The sequence below is a fragment of the Sodaliphilus sp. genome (assembly GCF_045598405.1).
Taxonomy (GTDB): Bacteria; Bacteroidota; Bacteroidia; order Bacteroidales; family Muribaculaceae; genus Sodaliphilus; species Sodaliphilus limicaballi.
Map to the genome: position 1 here is coordinate 19,920 of NZ_JAZLLZ010000016.1, position 16,118 is coordinate 36,037.

Annotated in this window: 16 protein-coding genes and 1 CRISPR repeat array; of the genes, 5 read left to right on the top strand and 11 right to left on the bottom strand. The window is 50.2% G+C overall.

The annotated features are described in order from the left end of the window. Positions 1-271: 271 nt before the first annotated feature. Positions 272-1,561, top strand: a complete 1,290-nt coding sequence (locus ACKI3C_RS01695; RefSeq protein WP_407401405.1) for a glucose-6-phosphate isomerase — start codon at positions 272-274, stop codon at positions 1,559-1,561. Between the two features lie 135 nt (positions 1,562-1,696). On the opposite strand, the gene ACKI3C_RS01700 is transcribed toward ACKI3C_RS01695, so the two are convergent. Both ACKI3C_RS01700 and ACKI3C_RS01705 read right to left on the bottom strand, forming a co-directional pair. Further along, on the bottom strand, positions 1,697-2,218 hold the full coding sequence (locus ACKI3C_RS01700) for a cellulase family glycosylhydrolase (RefSeq protein WP_407401471.1): 522 nt from the start codon (positions 2,216-2,218) through the stop codon (positions 1,697-1,699). A gap of 207 nt (positions 2,219-2,425) precedes the next feature. Further along, positions 2,426-3,319 carry a cation diffusion facilitator family transporter gene (locus tag ACKI3C_RS01705; protein ID WP_407401407.1) on the bottom strand — a complete coding sequence of 298 codons (894 nt, stop codon included), beginning with the start codon at positions 3,317-3,319 and terminating at the stop codon, positions 2,426-2,428. A gap of 503 nt (positions 3,320-3,822) precedes the next feature. Between ACKI3C_RS01705 and ACKI3C_RS01710 the strand changes: the two genes are divergently transcribed. From ACKI3C_RS01710 to ACKI3C_RS01725, 4 genes are all read left to right on the top strand, one after another. Next, on the top strand, positions 3,823-6,204 hold the full coding sequence (locus ACKI3C_RS01710; RefSeq protein WP_407401409.1) for a dockerin type I repeat-containing protein: 2,382 nt from the start codon (positions 3,823-3,825) through the stop codon (positions 6,202-6,204). Between the two features lie 181 nt (positions 6,205-6,385). Continuing rightward, on the top strand, positions 6,386-7,315 hold the full coding sequence (locus tag ACKI3C_RS01715) for a tetratricopeptide repeat protein (RefSeq protein ID WP_407401410.1): 930 nt from the start codon (positions 6,386-6,388) through the stop codon (positions 7,313-7,315). Between the two features lie 12 nt (positions 7,316-7,327). After that, positions 7,328-8,104 (top strand): peptidoglycan editing factor PgeF, encoded by a 777-nt coding sequence (pgeF, locus tag ACKI3C_RS01720; protein WP_407401412.1) that lies wholly within the window; start codon positions 7,328-7,330, stop codon positions 8,102-8,104. A 92-nt stretch (positions 8,105-8,196) separates the two neighbouring features. Continuing rightward, a complete protein-coding gene (locus ACKI3C_RS01725; protein ID WP_407401473.1) occupies positions 8,197-9,180 on the top strand; it encodes a hypothetical protein in 984 nt (327 codons plus the stop codon). Positions 9,181-9,411: 231 nt separating this feature from the next. On the opposite strand, the gene ACKI3C_RS01730 is transcribed toward ACKI3C_RS01725, so the two are convergent. From ACKI3C_RS01730 to cas7c, 9 genes are all read right to left on the bottom strand, one after another. Further along, positions 9,412-9,882, bottom strand: a complete 471-nt coding sequence (locus ACKI3C_RS01730) for a hypothetical protein (protein ID WP_407401414.1) — start codon at positions 9,880-9,882, stop codon at positions 9,412-9,414. Between the two features lie 2 nt (positions 9,883-9,884). Beyond that, on the bottom strand, positions 9,885-10,187 hold the full coding sequence (locus ACKI3C_RS01735) for an STAS domain-containing protein (protein WP_407401416.1): 303 nt from the start codon (positions 10,185-10,187) through the stop codon (positions 9,885-9,887). Positions 10,188-10,195: 8 nt separating this feature from the next. Then, the gene (locus tag ACKI3C_RS01740) at positions 10,196-10,624 is read right to left on the bottom strand and encodes an ATP-binding protein (RefSeq protein WP_407401418.1); all 429 of its coding nucleotides are present in this window, start codon (positions 10,622-10,624) and stop codon (positions 10,196-10,198) included. A gap of 8 nt (positions 10,625-10,632) precedes the next feature. Then, positions 10,633-11,415, bottom strand: coding sequence for a hypothetical protein (locus ACKI3C_RS01745; RefSeq protein WP_407401420.1), 783 nt, complete (start codon positions 11,413-11,415; stop codon positions 10,633-10,635). A 109-nt stretch (positions 11,416-11,524) separates the two neighbouring features. Continuing rightward, a complete protein-coding gene (locus ACKI3C_RS01750; protein WP_407401422.1) occupies positions 11,525-11,773 on the bottom strand; it encodes a hypothetical protein in 249 nt (82 codons plus the stop codon). A 173-nt stretch (positions 11,774-11,946) separates the two neighbouring features. After that, positions 11,947-13,122: direct repeats of the CRISPR family, unit length 32 nt; unit sequence GTTTCAATCCACGCCCCTGTGTGAGGGGCGAC. 160 nt (positions 13,123-13,282) lie between these two features. Continuing rightward, positions 13,283-13,573 carry a CRISPR-associated endonuclease Cas2 gene (gene cas2, locus ACKI3C_RS01755; protein ID WP_407401424.1) on the bottom strand — a complete coding sequence of 97 codons (291 nt, stop codon included), beginning with the start codon at positions 13,571-13,573 and terminating at the stop codon, positions 13,283-13,285. A gap of 7 nt (positions 13,574-13,580) precedes the next feature. Then, positions 13,581-14,603 (bottom strand): type I-C CRISPR-associated endonuclease Cas1c, encoded by a 1,023-nt coding sequence (cas1c, locus tag ACKI3C_RS01760; RefSeq protein ID WP_407401426.1) that lies wholly within the window; start codon positions 14,601-14,603, stop codon positions 13,581-13,583. Beyond that, the gene (gene cas4 / locus ACKI3C_RS01765; protein ID WP_407401428.1) at positions 14,587-15,252 is read right to left on the bottom strand and encodes a CRISPR-associated protein Cas4; all 666 of its coding nucleotides are present in this window, start codon (positions 15,250-15,252) and stop codon (positions 14,587-14,589) included. The genes cas1c and cas4 overlap by 17 nt, the downstream gene beginning before the upstream one ends. Position 15,253: 1 nt before the next feature. Further along, positions 15,254-16,102: a type I-C CRISPR-associated protein Cas7/Csd2 gene (cas7c, locus tag ACKI3C_RS01770; protein ID WP_407401430.1), complete on the bottom strand. Its 849-nt coding sequence runs from the start codon at positions 16,100-16,102 to the stop codon at positions 15,254-15,256. Positions 16,103-16,118 lie beyond the last annotated feature (16 nt).

The window sequence follows — 16,118 nt, forward strand, 5'->3', positions numbered from 1 at the left end:
TTATCTCGCGCGGATCTCGCTGATCTCACAGATTTTTAGTTGAAAGAAATTAAAATAATTTCATCTTTCTAAAAATTATAATCTGTGGTTTTGGACAAAAGAACAGAAGGACAGAAGAATAATTTCTTACAATTATTTTAATTTCTTTCAGTTCTTATAAAGTGAAATCTGCGCGGGGACTCCGCAAAAAAGTTATTGGTGAGTAATCACAACCGGCAACTCTAGATAATATAGAAAAAATAATATTTAACAACAAATAGCTATAAGTGTTATGAAATTTATTTCAGTTGACAACAAAGACGTATTAGGAAATTTAGCAAGTGAGAAAATCGACGCATTGAAACCCGTCGCAGCCGCAGCCCTCGACACCCTCGAGCAAGGCACAGGTGCCGGCAACGACTTCATCGGCTGGGTGAATCTGCCTTCGTCTATCGACGAGGAGATGCTCGCAAGCATCGAGAACACCGCAAAGAAATTGCAGCAGGACTGCGAGTTTGTGGTTGCCATAGGCATCGGCGGCAGCTACCTCGGCGCCAAGGCCGTGATCGAAGCGCTCAACGACAACTTCGCAGCCTATAAGAAATCACGTGGAGCACGCATCCTCTTTGCCGGCAACAACATCGGCGAGGACTATCTCCACGACCTCATGGACCTCTTGAAGGACCGCAAGTTTGGCATCATCGTCATCTCAAAGAGCGGCACAACCACCGAGCCTGCCATCGCATTCCGCCTGCTCAAGGCTATGCTTGAACAGCAAGAGGGCAAGCAGTGGGCTGCCGAGCACACCGTGGCTATCACCGACGCAGCACGCGGTGCCCTGCGCAACCTCGCCACTCAAGAAGGTTACACAACCTACGTCATCCCCGACAACGTGGGTGGACGCTTCTCGGTGCTCACTCCCGTGGGACTCCTTCCCATCGCCGTTGAGGGCTACGACGTGCGTGCACTCGTAGCAGGCGCCGTGGAGATGGAAAAGGGCAGCAACGACGCCGTGATGACCTATGCCACCACCCGCAACGCGCTCTATCAAGACGGCAAAAAGATTGAGATCCTTGTCAACTTCGATCCCCGCCTGCACTTCCTCGCAGAGTGGTGGAAGCAGCTCTACGGCGAGAGCGAGGGCAAGGACGGCAAGGGCATCTTCCCTGCATCGGTTGACTTCACTACCGACCTCCACTCAATGGGACAGTGGATCCAGGACGGCGAGCGCACCATCTTCGAGACAGTGATCACCGTGGGCGAGCAGCAGCACACCGTTGAGATTCCCAGCGACGACGAAGACCTCGACGGACTCAACTACATCGCCGGCAAGCGCGTGGGATATGTCAACAGCATGGCGCAGGAAGGCACAAAAATGGCTCACATCGACGGCGGAGTGCCCAACATGACCATCAACCTCCCCGCCATCAACGAGCGCTATCTGGGCCAGTTAATCTACTTCTTCGAGAAGGCTTGCGGCGTGAGCGGCTACATGCTCGGCGTGAACCCCTTCAACCAGCCCGGTGTGGAGGCCTACAAGCGCAACATGTTCACCCTGCTCAAGAAACCCGGCTACTGTTAAGAGTTTAAGAGTTTAAGAGTTTAAGAGTTTAAAAGTTTAAGACTGCTCCCTCTGGTAGGGGGCAGTCTTTATTCCTAAATAGGCGCGCAGGCCGTCCCTATAGGCGCGCAGGCCGTCCTTAAAAGGGCGCCGTTCTTACTCCTTGCCCAGGAGGATATCGACAAGCTTGGCGTCCTTGAAGGCGTGCTTCTTCTGGTCCCAGAAGCCGAAGTCGGCGTCGTAGCACCATGTGCACCATGCCACATGGTTCTCGTTGAACACCGAGATCATGTCGCGTGTCCAGGTGTAGGCAAGTTCGCGATCCACGGGTTCATATACGCCCCACTCGCCGCAGAAGAGCTGCAGGTCATATTTCTTTGCCACATTGATAGCATCGTCCATGAGAGCGAGCAGCGTGTCGCGGTTCCACTCCTTGGTGTACTTCTGGATATGCTCCTTGATTTCCTCGGGCTGCTTGTCAAAGTCTTCCTGGCTGATGATCACGCCAGGATAGTTCACCTTGCCCGTGTACTTGCCTGTGGGAGTCCAGGGAGCACCGTTGTGGGTGAGTACCATGGGCTCGTAGAAGTGGAAGCTCAAGATGATGTTCTTGTCACCCTCGGGCACCTCAAGATGTGTAACATGAGGATGTTGACAAAGAATAATTTTTTTGTTAATTTTTAGTTGATTTCAAGCGAAGCACCTTTTCTCTTGGGCTGTATTTAGATGGTGGCGCTGCGCTTGAAATACACTGAAAATAAGCTGAAAATATAAAAATCTGTTTTTTTAGCGAAGGCACAGAGGGCACAGCACAGATTAAGCCGGATTTTCCCATTGATTTGATGCGGTTGCCCCGCACTTATCGCGAGTCACTAACCCATAGGTTCACTGCGAATCTTCCGACGGCTCTATATGTATATATATGTGTGACTCGCTTCCGAACCGCTCCCGGAGCCTGTGCTCGGCCACGCACGTCATCTCGTGAGCCTCGAGCACCGTGATGTGGGGATTCACCACGACGTGCGCGTCGATAATCACAGCACGCCCGTTGCGTCGCGTCTTGAGCTCGTGCACGTTGTTTATGCCCGCCACACCGCCTATTATCTCGACTATCTCGTCGCGCTCGGCCTGCGGCAACGACGCCTCCATTAGTTCGTCCACCGCATTTTTCACCATCTTTACCGACACGGCAAAGATGAAGAAACTAATCACACAGCCGGCAAGCGGATCCAAGACAACCCACCTGTGCCCCATGAATATGGCACCGGCAATGCCCAGCATCGAACCCACCGACGAGATGGCGTCGGTGCGGTGGTGCCATGCGTTGGCAAGCACAGCCTGGCTATCTACCGAACGCCCCACCCTGGCTGTGACCTGATAGAGAACTTCCTTCACCACAATCGATACCCCTGCCATGTAAAGGGCAATCATGCCAGGCACAGGGAGTTCCTCGCCACGAGCATAGGCTATGATATCGGTCATGCCGCCGTAAAACAGCTTCACCGCCACAAGCATGAGGATAGCTCCCACGAGCAATGTGGCAAGGGTCTCGAACTTGCCGTGGCCATACTCGTGGTCACTGTCGCTGTCGCGCGACGAAATCTTGACAAACAGCATCACGATAAAATCACTCACCAGGTCAGTGAGCGAGTGTATGCCGTCGGCAATCATCGCGGCACTATGCCCCATCAAGCCAGCCACTATCTTGACGATAGTGAGCAGGCAGTTGGCCACAGCACCAACGAGCGTGATGCGCATTATTCTAAACTCTCGAGTCATAACAAGGGACAAATTTACACATAATCTAACAATAAATAATAATCTTTATCGCCAAAAAATCCATTACTACCATTACTATTTCAATTTCTTCCATAAAAAACAGTTTTTTTTTTGGTAATTCAATTAATAGTATTAACTTTGCAGTGATTCGCCACAGTTACAGAGGTAACCAAAGTAGCGATGACATATTATGAAAGCGTTTTTGCTTTATCCTTGTTCTTAAAATCGGCAAAATTTTACACAAAAGGGATAAGCAGCAAGAGACGCCTTCGCATGCCTATATCTATCTCCAAGCATGGGGATACTAGATATATCGGCAATGTGTGGGATGCTGTTTATTTTTTGTGGGGTATTTGCCGATACCTAAGGACAGATAAGCAGATATAGTCCCACGTTTTTTTTGTGTATATACTTTAATAGCAACTGGACCATGGGGCTTGATGACAGTTATTTAGCTTAAAAACAACTCACCTATTTTATTAACCCTTTTAACTAACCACATTATGAGAATCAAATCACTATTTCTCGTAGTTTTGGCATGCTTTAGTTTGAGCATGTTTGCCGAAACGCAATTCACTGGTGTCGGTGACAAAGTCACGGCCCAGAACTTTTCAATCAAGCCAGGAGAAAACGCTGAAGTAAAACTCACGCTTGAGCGCAAAACTTCTCTCGATTTCACCAACATCCAGTTCGACATCGTGTTCCCTGTTGACAAAAACGGCAAGGGACTCCGTCCTGTTGAAATTGATGGAGTTTATGATTGGGCAGGACAGGACATCACTATGGCAGGCACACCTGAAAGACCTGCTGTGGCTTTCTGCAACAATTTTGACAATGCAGAGTTCTATCCAGTTCACCGTGTAGTAGGCGTTAACGTGACTAAGACTGCTCAGGAACCAAACCCCATTCAGTTCTACACCCTGAATATCGCTGCCGACGAAGGCATGCTTCCCGGCGACTATCCCATCGTGTTGAAGAATCTCAAGTACACCTCTCACAACGACGACTTAAGTACTTTCGACAACGAGCAGGTGGTTTGCATTATTCACGTTGAAGCTGCAGGCTCAGAACCCGACACCGATAAAGGCGACGTAGTTACCGCTCCCGATTTCACAATCAAAGCTGGCGCTACCACAGGCATTAACGGCGTGCCTTTCACACTGCATCGCAACAATGGTTCAAACGACTTCACCAACATCCAGTTCGACCTTATCTTCCCCGTTGATGAGAACGGAAAGGGAATTCGTCCCATTGAGATTGACGGGGTTTATGATTGGGCAGGGCAGGATATAACTATGGTAAGCAAACCACAAATACCAGCAGTTATTTTCAAAAACAATTTTGACAATGCAGAATTCTATCCAGTTCACCGTGTAGTAGGCGCTAACATGACTAAGACTGCTCAGGAACCAAACCCCATTCAGTTCTACACCCTGAATATCGCTGCCGACGAAGGCATGCTTCCCGGCGACTATCCTCTCAAGATCCAACATCTCAAGTACACATCGTCTGACGACAACTCCTATACCACTGAAGGCGAACAGGTAGTTTGCATAATACACATTGATGCTGCAGGCTCAGAGCCCGAAGAAGACACTACTGACATCTTGTCAATGACTTACGCTCTGTATTGCAATGACGTCAAGACCCGTCCGGGCCAGCAAGTTGAAATGAAACTCAACATGAAGAACGCTACTCCCGTCTGCCTGTGGCAAACCGACCTGGTTTTACCCGAAGGCTTCAGCGTAGCTACCGATGAGGCAGGCGAACTGGCAATCAGCATCTCGGGCAACCGCACTTCACAGAGCAAGCACAACATTGCTGCAAACACCTTGAAAGACGGCAGCGTGCGCATCCTATGCTCTTCAACAACAAACAAGGAATTCCTTGACAATGATGGTGAAGTAGCAACTATCCTCTTAAACGTTCCCAACGACATCGCCGATGGCGAATACTCATTAATGATTCGCTCACAGCTCATGGTTGAGAACAATGCAACAGCAACCACCTACAAAGTAGAAAATGTAGCAACTAAGATCATCGTAAAGGATTACACCCTCGGTGACGTCAACAACGACGATGCTATCAACGGCGTTGACCTTGTGTACATCTCTAACATTATCCTTGAGAACCCTGTAGAAGGTGCCATCGCAAAAGCTGCCGACATGAACTATGACGGTGTTGTTAACGGTACTGACTATGTACTTGAGGTTAACCAAATCCTGGAACGCCCCGCCGCTCAGAGTTCAGCACCCAGAAAGGTCGCTCCTGCCGCAGATGAAACAACTAGCAGCTATGCTATTTACTCAACCAATGTAACTACCGACGCAAACAGCACGTTTGTAATCCCCGTCAGCGTATTGAACGAAAACCTCTTCACACTGTGGCAGGCCGACTTCGAGCTGCCCGAGGGCTTTAGTTTTGCTGTTGACGAAGACAATGAAGCTTTAGTTGAGCTCACTGGCAACAGAACCTCATATAAGAACCACAGCATTTCAACAAACATTCTGCAAAACGGTGACTTAAGAGTTCTGTGTGCTTCTACAACCAACAAAGATTTCAAGGGTAACGACGGTGAAGTTGCAACAATCAGCATAATTGTTGACAAAAATGTTGCAGCTGGCGAATATGTTATCAAGATCAAGAAAGGCCTCGTAGTTGAAGCTAATGGTACTGGACACAATACTGCAGACTCTGAAATCACAGTTACCGTTTACAACACATCTACCGTCATCAATGACATCACCGTGAACAACGGCAAGGTTAATGTATTCAACACATTCGGCCAGCTCGTCAAGAGCAACGTTGATGCTGCTACAGCAACCGAAGGACTATCTAAAGGTATCTATATCGTAGGAAACAAGAAAGTTGCTGTAAGAGAATAAAATTCATTAGGTAATCTTCATAATTGGATGTGTCGCATAGCTGCGGCACATCTTTTTTTGTGTGAAATTGCGAACAAGAACAATACACCCTAACAAGGGGAAATTAATACAATTTATGTGAATGTAGAGCAAGAATAGGAAATTTATTGCTATTTTTGCAGTGTTATTAAACAACGAAACAATGAAACGATTCACCATCGTCCTTGCCATAACCCTCATGTTCACCGCATTAAACTCCCAGGTGATCACACAGATGGCCAAGGACAACATGAAGATTGAAAAGGGCGAGCGTCCCGGCAGCGATGACGACCGCTTGTCGCGACGACCCATGGAGGTGCAGCTTGACTCTAGCGCCGTTTACTACAAGCTCATTGACTCGGCGCAGATGCGCATCAAGGAGCAGGACTGGGCACTCGCCGAGGACTACATCAGGCGTGCTATCGCCACCGAGCCGCAGAACAACACCAACTCGATGCTGCTCTCTAACCTCGCAACGCTGCAACGCTACCAGGGCAAGCTCAACGAGGCTGTGAAGAACTACACCCTCGCGCTCGATATGACCCCTAACGCCGTCACCCTGCTGCTCAACCGTGCGGCTGTGCACTTGCAACGGGGCGACATGGACGCTGCCGTCGCCGATTTCACGCGAGTGAGAGAACTCGATGAGACCGAGGCCGAGTCTCGATACACGCTAGGTATGCTCGCCCTTGACCGCGGCGACTACGACGAGGCCGAGAAACTCTTCAACGAAATAAGGAAGGCTAACCCCAAGTCGGTCCTTGCATTTGAAGGACTGGGCATGATGTACAAGGAGCAAGGCGACTACGCCAAGGCAACCGCACACTTGAGCGAGGCAATAAAGCAAGACCCCAACCCCACCCTGCTGGGCAACCGCGCCGACTGCTACCTAGTGCTCAAGCAACTCAACAATGCCGCTGCCGACATACAGGAGGCCCTGGAGAAGACCCCCGACGATGGATTCCTGTACCTGCTACGCGCCAAGCTCAACAAAATGCGATTCAACTTCGGCGACATGCAGCGCGACATCAACCTTGCCATAAAGCACGGCGTGGACGAAGAGACAGCCAAGCAAATAGAGCATTCAAAATAAAATAAACCTGCTATGATACAACCCATCGACCTTTGCCCCGGCGTGCTGGCATTCACCACACAACGCGGTAATGTGAATACCCGCAACAAGTACAGCGAGTTTAACGTGTGCAACTACACTGGCGACGATGCTCTGCACGTGCTCGACAGCCGCATGATGCTGTGCATGCAATTAGGCATCGACATGGACAGCCTCATCATGCCGCACCAAACTCACTCTTGCCGCGTGGCAGTGATCGACAATAGATATATGAGCTTGGACATTGACAAGCAAGAGAACGCTCTTGATGGTGTCGATGCTCTGGTCACACGACTCGACAACGTGTGCATAGGCGTCAACACTGCCGACTGCGTTCCGTTGCTGCTAGCCGACCCCGAGGCACGAGTCGTTGCCGCAGTGCATGCTGGATGGCGAGGCACAGTGGCAGGCATTGCAGCACGTGCCATCGACACCATGGCCAAGCAAGGCGCACAGCCAGGTAACATCATCGCAGCCATGGGGCCCGCGATTTGCCAGGCATGCTTCGAGGTGGGCGACGAAGTGGTGGAGCAATTTGAAAAGGCTGGCTTTGAGATGAATAGCATCTTGACACGCGATGCACGCACACTTAAAGCACACCTTGATCTTTTAGACGCTAATAGACAGATTCTCAAGAAGTCAGGCTTAAAAGAAAACCGCATATTCACGCCTTGCAAATGCTCTCGCTGCAACCCGGCCTCATACTTCAGCGCACGAGCACTGGGCATCAACTCGGGACGCACTTTCACGGGAATTATGCTGAAAAAATAATTCTCCCTGACTATTAACACGTTGGCAATTTCACGCAAAAAATAGTACTGAAAAAATTTTGCCGTGTGAAAAATCTTGCTTAATTTTGTGTGATGTTTTCACTAATCGAGCACATAGAATATCTCATGATGAGCAACGACTGCGTGGTGATTCCCGGATGGGGAGCACTCATTGCGCAGTATAGCGACTCGTTCTACAACAGCGAGGCGGGCATCATCAACAAGCCACAGCGCAAGGTGGGATTTAATGCGTCGGTCAACCACAACGATGGTTTGCTGGCACAGTCTATCGTGCGCCGTGAAGGCATCACCTACGACGAGGCCGTGCGTTTCATTGCCGACAGCGTCACGACCTTCAAACAGCAGCTCAACGAGGGCAACGAGGTGTCCCTGGGACGACTCGGTTTCTTCCACGTGAGCGACGGCCTCATCGACTTCATCCCATTCTATCACGAGAGATGCAACGACGAGTACTTCGGCTTGCGCAGCATCAATTTCAAGACACTTGACCAGATACGTCAGGAGCAGCAAGTGCAGCAGGTCATTACCGAGGTCGTTCAGCCAGCCACCCCCGCACGCCGCCGTGGCCGCAGCGTGGCACTGCGCACACTCCAGATCGCAGCATCTATCCTGCTCTTGCTTGCACTGGTGCCTGTGCTCACCACTCCCATCGTGAGCACCCTCAGCAACCAGCAAGCCAGCTTGGTGTTGCCCAGCGTGAAGATGCCTGAGAAAGCGTCATTCAACTGGGACACAACCCGAGTGGAACTTGCAGTCGCCCTGCCACAAGAGACCACAACGCAGGCCGTAGCGCAGGAGCAAGAGCCCGAAACCGAGCCCAACTTTGAGGCAGCTAGCGGAAGCGGCAAGTATTACCTCATCATCTCATCGTTGAGCAACGAGAAGCAAGTCAAGGAATACTTGGGATCGCATCACGACATGGAGGGCAAGATGAAAGTCCTCAAGCGCGGCAAGAAGTTCTGCATCTACGTGGCTCGCGACAACAACCCCACTAACCTCTACAAGGTAAAGCACACCCTCCCCGAGCGTTACCACGACGCCTGGGTGTGTGACTAAATCCACTACAATCCATCCAGCAGTCTATCCACGTCTAGCACCAGCTTGACGCAACGCGTTTTCATTGAAAAATTCCAGATTTTACGTCCCCCTTTTTGCAACTATACACCAATGAGGTGACTATTTACTAATGGAACTCCCCGCGAGGATCTCACTGATTACACTGATTTTTTTATAATTGAAAATAACAACGAGAGGCAGAAAGCCGACACGCACAAAGCTTGCTCCTTGTTACACAGAGGTGTTGAGGTATAGGCACTTGAATGTTTCTTTCTGCTCGGGTGTGAGTGGCGGGAGCATCACGAAGTTGACGGGGCCATTAAGGTTGAGCACTGTTGCGCTCTGGGTGAGTTGCACGCGGGTGATTTCGCGCCATGCTATGTGGTGGTCGTTCATGCGTGGATGGGCAAAGGACATGTGGATGCCTTGCTCGCTGAGCGACACGGTTTTCTCCATCACCGACCACCGCGCCTGCGGCGAGAAAGCATAGTTGAAATAGACCAGGGTGAACAGCATCATCAAGGCCGCGAGATAGAGCACGATAGCCCCCACGCACCACCTCACGTCATAGCACGCCAGCACGGTGCATAGGGCCAGTACAAGCAGTATCCACCAGGCATGGCGGCTTGCCCACTTGCCCAGCGCCACACGCATGTAGCTGCCGGCGTTCACTCGTGCCGGTGCCTCAATGAGCAAGGTCATGGTCACTCAAAGTTAAACAGGGCATAGAACCCGGTGATGGTAAACACCTGCTTCACAGCATCGTTCACGCCCTTGATGGTTATATCGCCACCTTGTGCGATGGTCTGCTTGCGGAGCATCAGCAGCAACCTGAGCCCAGACGACGAGATGAACTCGAGCTGGGAGCAGTCGAGCACGATGTGCTTGCTGGCATCGTCCATCATTGGCATCATGTCACGCGAGAAGTCGGACGATGCAGCGGTGTCGAGACGTCCCGAGAGGGTCGCGTAAATGGTGTCGGGAGTGTTATTTATGTCAAGTTTCATTCCAAGAATCAAAAATAAAGCGTCAATACATTCATATCGTCCTGCCTGGCATATTCCACCCTGCGAGTGAGTTTGTTGACAAGCATAATGCCCAACCCGCCTATTGGGCGTTCCTCGACAGGCAGATCGAGGTCAGGTTCCTGGGCCGCGGTGGGGTCAAACGGCATGCCATGGTCGATCAGCGTGACCACGAGCCCGCTGGCAGTGAAGTCAGCCTTCAGGTCAACAGGCATACCCGTGCGGTCGCCATAGGCATAATTCATCACATTCACCACAACCTCCTCAATGGCAAGGGTAAGGTTAAACAACTCACCGGGAGCAAGCTGTGCCCTCTCCCCTATCTCCTCGACCCACTGCGTCATGAGAGGCAGTTGGGCGAGGTCATTGACCAGATGCAGTTCGCTGTGATCCATAGCAGCTGCAATAGATTCTTCCATAAGCATTGTCATGTCGTTGCTTTGTTCTCTTGCTTGTATTTCCAGTGAGCGGCCTTGCCGTGCTCGGCCTCATAGTCCATCCGTTCAGAGCGTATTTGAATCTCGATCCAGTTGCAGTCAGGCCCCATCACTGTGAATTGCAGCGCCTGGTAGCCCGATGGCTTGGGGTGAGAGATCCAGTTGCGTATGCGATCGGGGTGGATGCGGTAAAGCATCGAAATCACCGTGTATATGCGCCAGCAATAGAATTTCTCCACATCAAGTTGGGTTAGTGCCGCCTCACGTGCCGCCTGCACCTCGGGCATGACGTCTAGCGCGTTGGCCATCGTCATGGGCAGTGCGTCGATAGTGTCCTTGGGGCGATACACAATGCGCGTAGCGAAGAGGTCATACACATCGTCGAAGAACTTATTGTCGCGATGCATCTTTCGCCAGATGCTGTATATCGACTTCATGCGGTACTTAATCTCATAGTCTATGCCCAGTTCGTCGAGCATAGCGCGTATGGGGAGGGCAAAAGTGTTGAACACCATCTCGCACGTCATCTCGCTCTCCAGCCGCAACTTCTTTATGGTGTTATAGTCGTCGGGGTAGCCCAGTTTCACAGCAAGTTCTTGCAACTCAAACTGCTCGGCAGCCATGCCCAGACGTTCGGCCATGGGAGCGACCTCCTCGATGACCCGCTCCACCGCGCCGGCAGCATCAGCCGGAACCACACCATCGCGATCCCAGCGCAGCATCTCATCAAGACATGCCGAAACAACCTGCCTGCTATCCCCTCCTGTAATCATAGACTATACCCATTCAAATTGCTCATTCATCTCACAAATTTACAAAAAATACCCAAACTATCAAACGCTTCAACAACATTTAACACACCACCGCGCAAAAGGTAACTATTCAGCAATGGTATTTTGGGTAATATCCCCGCGCAGATCTCACTGATAACACTGATTGTTTTTTATCGGGTTTATCGGGTTTATCACTTTTATCACTTTTATCACTTTTATCACTTTTATCACTTTTATCACTTTTATCGCTTTTATCGCCTTTATCGCTTTTATCGCTTTTATCGGGTTTATCGCCTTTATCACTTTTATCGGGTTTACTGTCATGTAGTACTCGATGGGTAGAATTTGTTGTTCCCATGAATGCAAAAATAATGTGTTACACACCTAGAACCATTATCAACCGAGCAAGTCCCCCCCGCCTGGAGGTAATGAAGTATGAGAGGATGCAGCAGAGCTCTGAATGAGTTCCACATCGTCGCCCCGGTGTGAGGGGCGACACGGCAACATTGATGCCGTGCACGGTGGCTGAAAGTTTCAATCCACGCCCCTGTGTGAGGGGCGACTACATTGCCGTCTGCATCAAGTTCGGGAGCCAATGGTTTCAATCCACGCCCCTGTGTGAGGGGCGACACAAAGATTAGCACCTTTGTGATTGTGTTCTTTGTTTCAATCCACGCCCCTGTGTGAGGGGCGACACTCAAAAACTTCTCGAGTTAAGCCAACGTGTAGGGTTTCAATCCACGCCCCTGTGTGAGGGGCGACAGATCCTTGCAAAGGACGTGGAAGCGCAGTTCAAGTTTCAATCCACGCCCCTGTGTGAGGGGCGACACTCATGCCACGGAGTCTGTTCTCACCGCAATAGTTTCAATCCACGCCCCTGTGTGAGGGGCGACTCACTGGCTGGTGCGGTTGATTCACTGCAAGTGGAGTTTCAATCCACGCCCCTGTGTGAGGGGCGACTAATGTTTTTGTTAGTGGTTTCATCTTGTAAAGGTTTCAATCCACGCCCCTGTGTGAGGGGCGACCGATGAGGACTACGACAGCGGTGTCATGGTAAGCGTTTCAATCCACGCCCCTGTGTGAGGGGCGACGTTAGACCCAGCACCTTGCACTGCATGGTAGCGATGTTTCAATCCACGCCCCTGTGTGAGGGGCGACGTGGTCATTACCACCGCACCCTCAATCGTGGGGTGTTTCAATCCACGCCCCTGTGTGAGGGGCGACGACAGAGCTGGCAGGAATGACCGCTACGGAGATAAAGTTTCAATCCACGCCCCTGTGTGAGGGGCGACGACTTAGACACAGCACAGCATGAGGCTGTGAAAGCTATAGTTTCAATCCACGCCCCTGTGTGAGGGGCGACGACCTCCATGGAAACAAATAACAAAAACATAGATACAGTTTCAATCCACGCCCCTGTGTGAGGGGCGACGACTTTGTATGATTTTTGTATATTATGCAATATTAATGTTTCAATCCACGCCCCTGTGTGAGGGGCGACGACATACATTGGCGCAATTTTGTTCCGTTCATGGGCGTTTCAATCCACGCCCCTGTGTGAGGGGCGACGACAAGGAAGATGCGATTAAGGCTGCTACTGACAGGGAGTTTCAATCCACGCCCCTGTGTGAGGGGCGACGACAAAGTCTTCAACTGCGCCAAAAACAAAGTAGATGTTTCAATCCACGCCCCGGTGTGAGGGGCGACGACTGCACATTTGTTATGTTTTTATTTGTCAAATGTTTATGGCTATAAATGTGCGAAAACTGCCATGTATCTTACCTTGAGTTTTACAATCTTGATTTAAACAGTTGAGTTTCAATAGGTGCGATATTCCCGGTTTTTTTGCATCGCTAGAGGTTCGCACTTATATTATCAGTGTTCCTTCGACATCTATCGATGTGTCTTTTCCCATCGTTATTATCCTGCGGTTTTGATTCTTGTTCAGGTAGTATATGCGAATGCTGTCTTGAACAGAATCTATTACTGTCTCTATCTTATGCTTTAACTCGGTTAACTGCATTTCGGTAAGTACGCACTCAAAAACCGAGTTCTGTACTCTATGCCCATAGTCTTTGCACAGCTTTGCAACCTTGTATAAGCGACGGCGTCCTTCGCTCGACTCGGTATTCACGTCATATGTGATTAGTATGTACATAGTTCTATCATTTTAGTAAAAATACTGGATAAGAATCAAGGTCTCCCCTCACGCATCGCGCCATAAGCATCGCTTGGGCATAAGGGATGAGACCTACAGGAATTTTCTCACACAGGAACGGATGAGTAATCTCTTCTTTCTTGCGTTGCTGCCATGCTGTCAAGAACACCTTGCGTCCTTTGTCGGTTAATTGAACTCCTTCTTCTCCCTGCCTTAAGAAATCTTTTTCGCTTACTTGTTTGCGATTAATTAATGACAAAACAAATCTGTCGCCAAGATAGGCACGCAATTCCTCCACCATATCCAATGCGAGCGAGGCTCTGCCCGGTCTTATCGTGTGTAGAAATCCAACATACGGATCGAGCCCTACTGTTTCAAGCGCCGAAACCACATCGCTGGTAAGCAACGTGTAGGCAAGAGACAGCATTGCGTTAACTGCGTCTTTGGGCGGTCTTCTGTTTCGCCCGGCAAATGGGAATGTGGACTTTTGGTGAATGATGAGGTTGCCGAAAACCGAAAAATAGTTGCTGGCAGCCTCGCCTTCTAATCCGCGAATTGAATCACGAGAGTCTGATTTCAGTACATTCCGCTTAGCGACATCAAGCATCCGTATAGCATCCTCCACGTCTCCACATGCTCCGTAGTCCCGGATATAGCGTCGCAACACGCTTCGGCTATTATGTATTTTGCCTGCAATGCACACCTTGGCAAGTTCGGTGCAACGTGTTGCATCTTCGGCAAGTGCATATTGTGCCTTGCGCAACAGCACGTTGCCTCGCACCTTCCCCTGCATGCGACCTATAAAGCTACCCGATGGGGACAAAAACGTGAGCCCAATGCCGCAGTCGGCACACAATTTCATTACCCCAGGACTTGCGCCAACATATCCGAAAGTGACTATAGACTCGATATTGAGCACAGGTATGCGAAACACCTCTTGTTGCTTTATAGACACAACAACATTCTGCCCGTCTTTAGTCAGGTAAGATTCGGGCGTTGTGATGAATAATGTGTTAAGTAGTTTCCTCATACAGTTCTGTTTTTAGGTATGCCCGAGCCGACTTTAGACCAGGCATGCAGATGTCTTTTAACGAACAGTTTCGGCACTTGGCGTTTTTCTCTTCCAGCGGGATGTTTCCTGCCTTGAACGTTAAATGCATAGCATCGGCCAGTGACAAGACTTCGGCACGAAGTGCCTTGTCAAAGGATACGGGCTCACGCCTACGGGTCTCGCCATAGTACAATGCGCCATTGTTAATGACAACATTATACTGTTCTTCGAGGCACATTGCTTGGGCGCACAGCTGCACAGCGTCAATGTTATCGGCTTTAGGCTTCCCGTGCTTGTACTCTACAGGAAAAAACTGCCACCAGCCCGAGCTATCAGCTATTTCTATTGCGTTCTTGTTGTCTTGTGTGGGATGAAGCTCAACAACATCGGCTACCCCGTACAGTCCCAATTCGCGGGACGCAATGTTAAGGGAACGCCAGCATATCACTTCGCCCACTTTGTTGCGATAAAACGGGTCATCAACATGCGTGTGCAGGATTTGCCCCTCAACGGTTAGCCTATTGTCGCTCCACTCTTGCGCGATATGGATGAGAGCCCACTGCCGGGGACAGTAAGCAAAGTGCTGTATCCCCGACAACATGAGCATATCATCCTCAGTGTAAGTCATTTTAGATTTTCTCCTCTACTGTTACTCCACCGAAGGGGCAAGGTGCTATTGTCACTTCATAGTCCTTGAACGAGCGTGGAGCACCGTCGCAGGTCTTTTTCACCTCAACGAGGTCAAATAGTTTGTTGGCAGGAGCGTTGCCTAGTACTGAATCGTGCTTGAAGATGATAAGTTTCTGCGGTGACATCATGCCGCGAGCAGCCGAGCGGTCGCAGTCAAACATGCCAGCCAATGCATCCCAGAACAGTTGGAGGTCATCCTCGTCAAAGCCAGTTTGCTGAGCAAGGTTAGCCGAGATAAAGCCATGGCACACATACAGTCCGTAAGGCACAGTAGCTTTGCGACCCATAGTGCGGTTGTCGCCACCTTGTTTCTCTGCTTCTTTCTCGGTGGTAACTGCCATACGGGTAATTGAGTGCTCCATTGCAGCAATTGAATCTACCGAGCGGGCAAATGTTAGCTGAACAGCACCACGCACCTGGCCTGCATTCTTGCCAGTTGTCATCACTGCACCGAATGTGCGAATGTCATAATAGTTCTTGCACATGAACATGCGAGCTGCCTCGGTCTTGTCTTTGGCAGCTTTTACCTCGCTATCATCGTGTGCTCGGTCAATCTCGGTGTTAAGCACCGCTTTTTCTTTCACGAAGATATCGTAACCATTGGCAAGTTCTTTTGCTACCTGCACATAGTTGCGCACCTTGCGCTTGAGGCACACGTCGGTCACAAGGCCCATGCCAGTCTCGGCATCAACGCGGGGCAAGTTGCCTGCATCGGGGTCGCCATTGGGGTTGCCATCCTGTACATCAAAGATGTAAACAAAATCGATTCTGTTTTTTAATTCTGCCATAATTGTAGGTATTTAA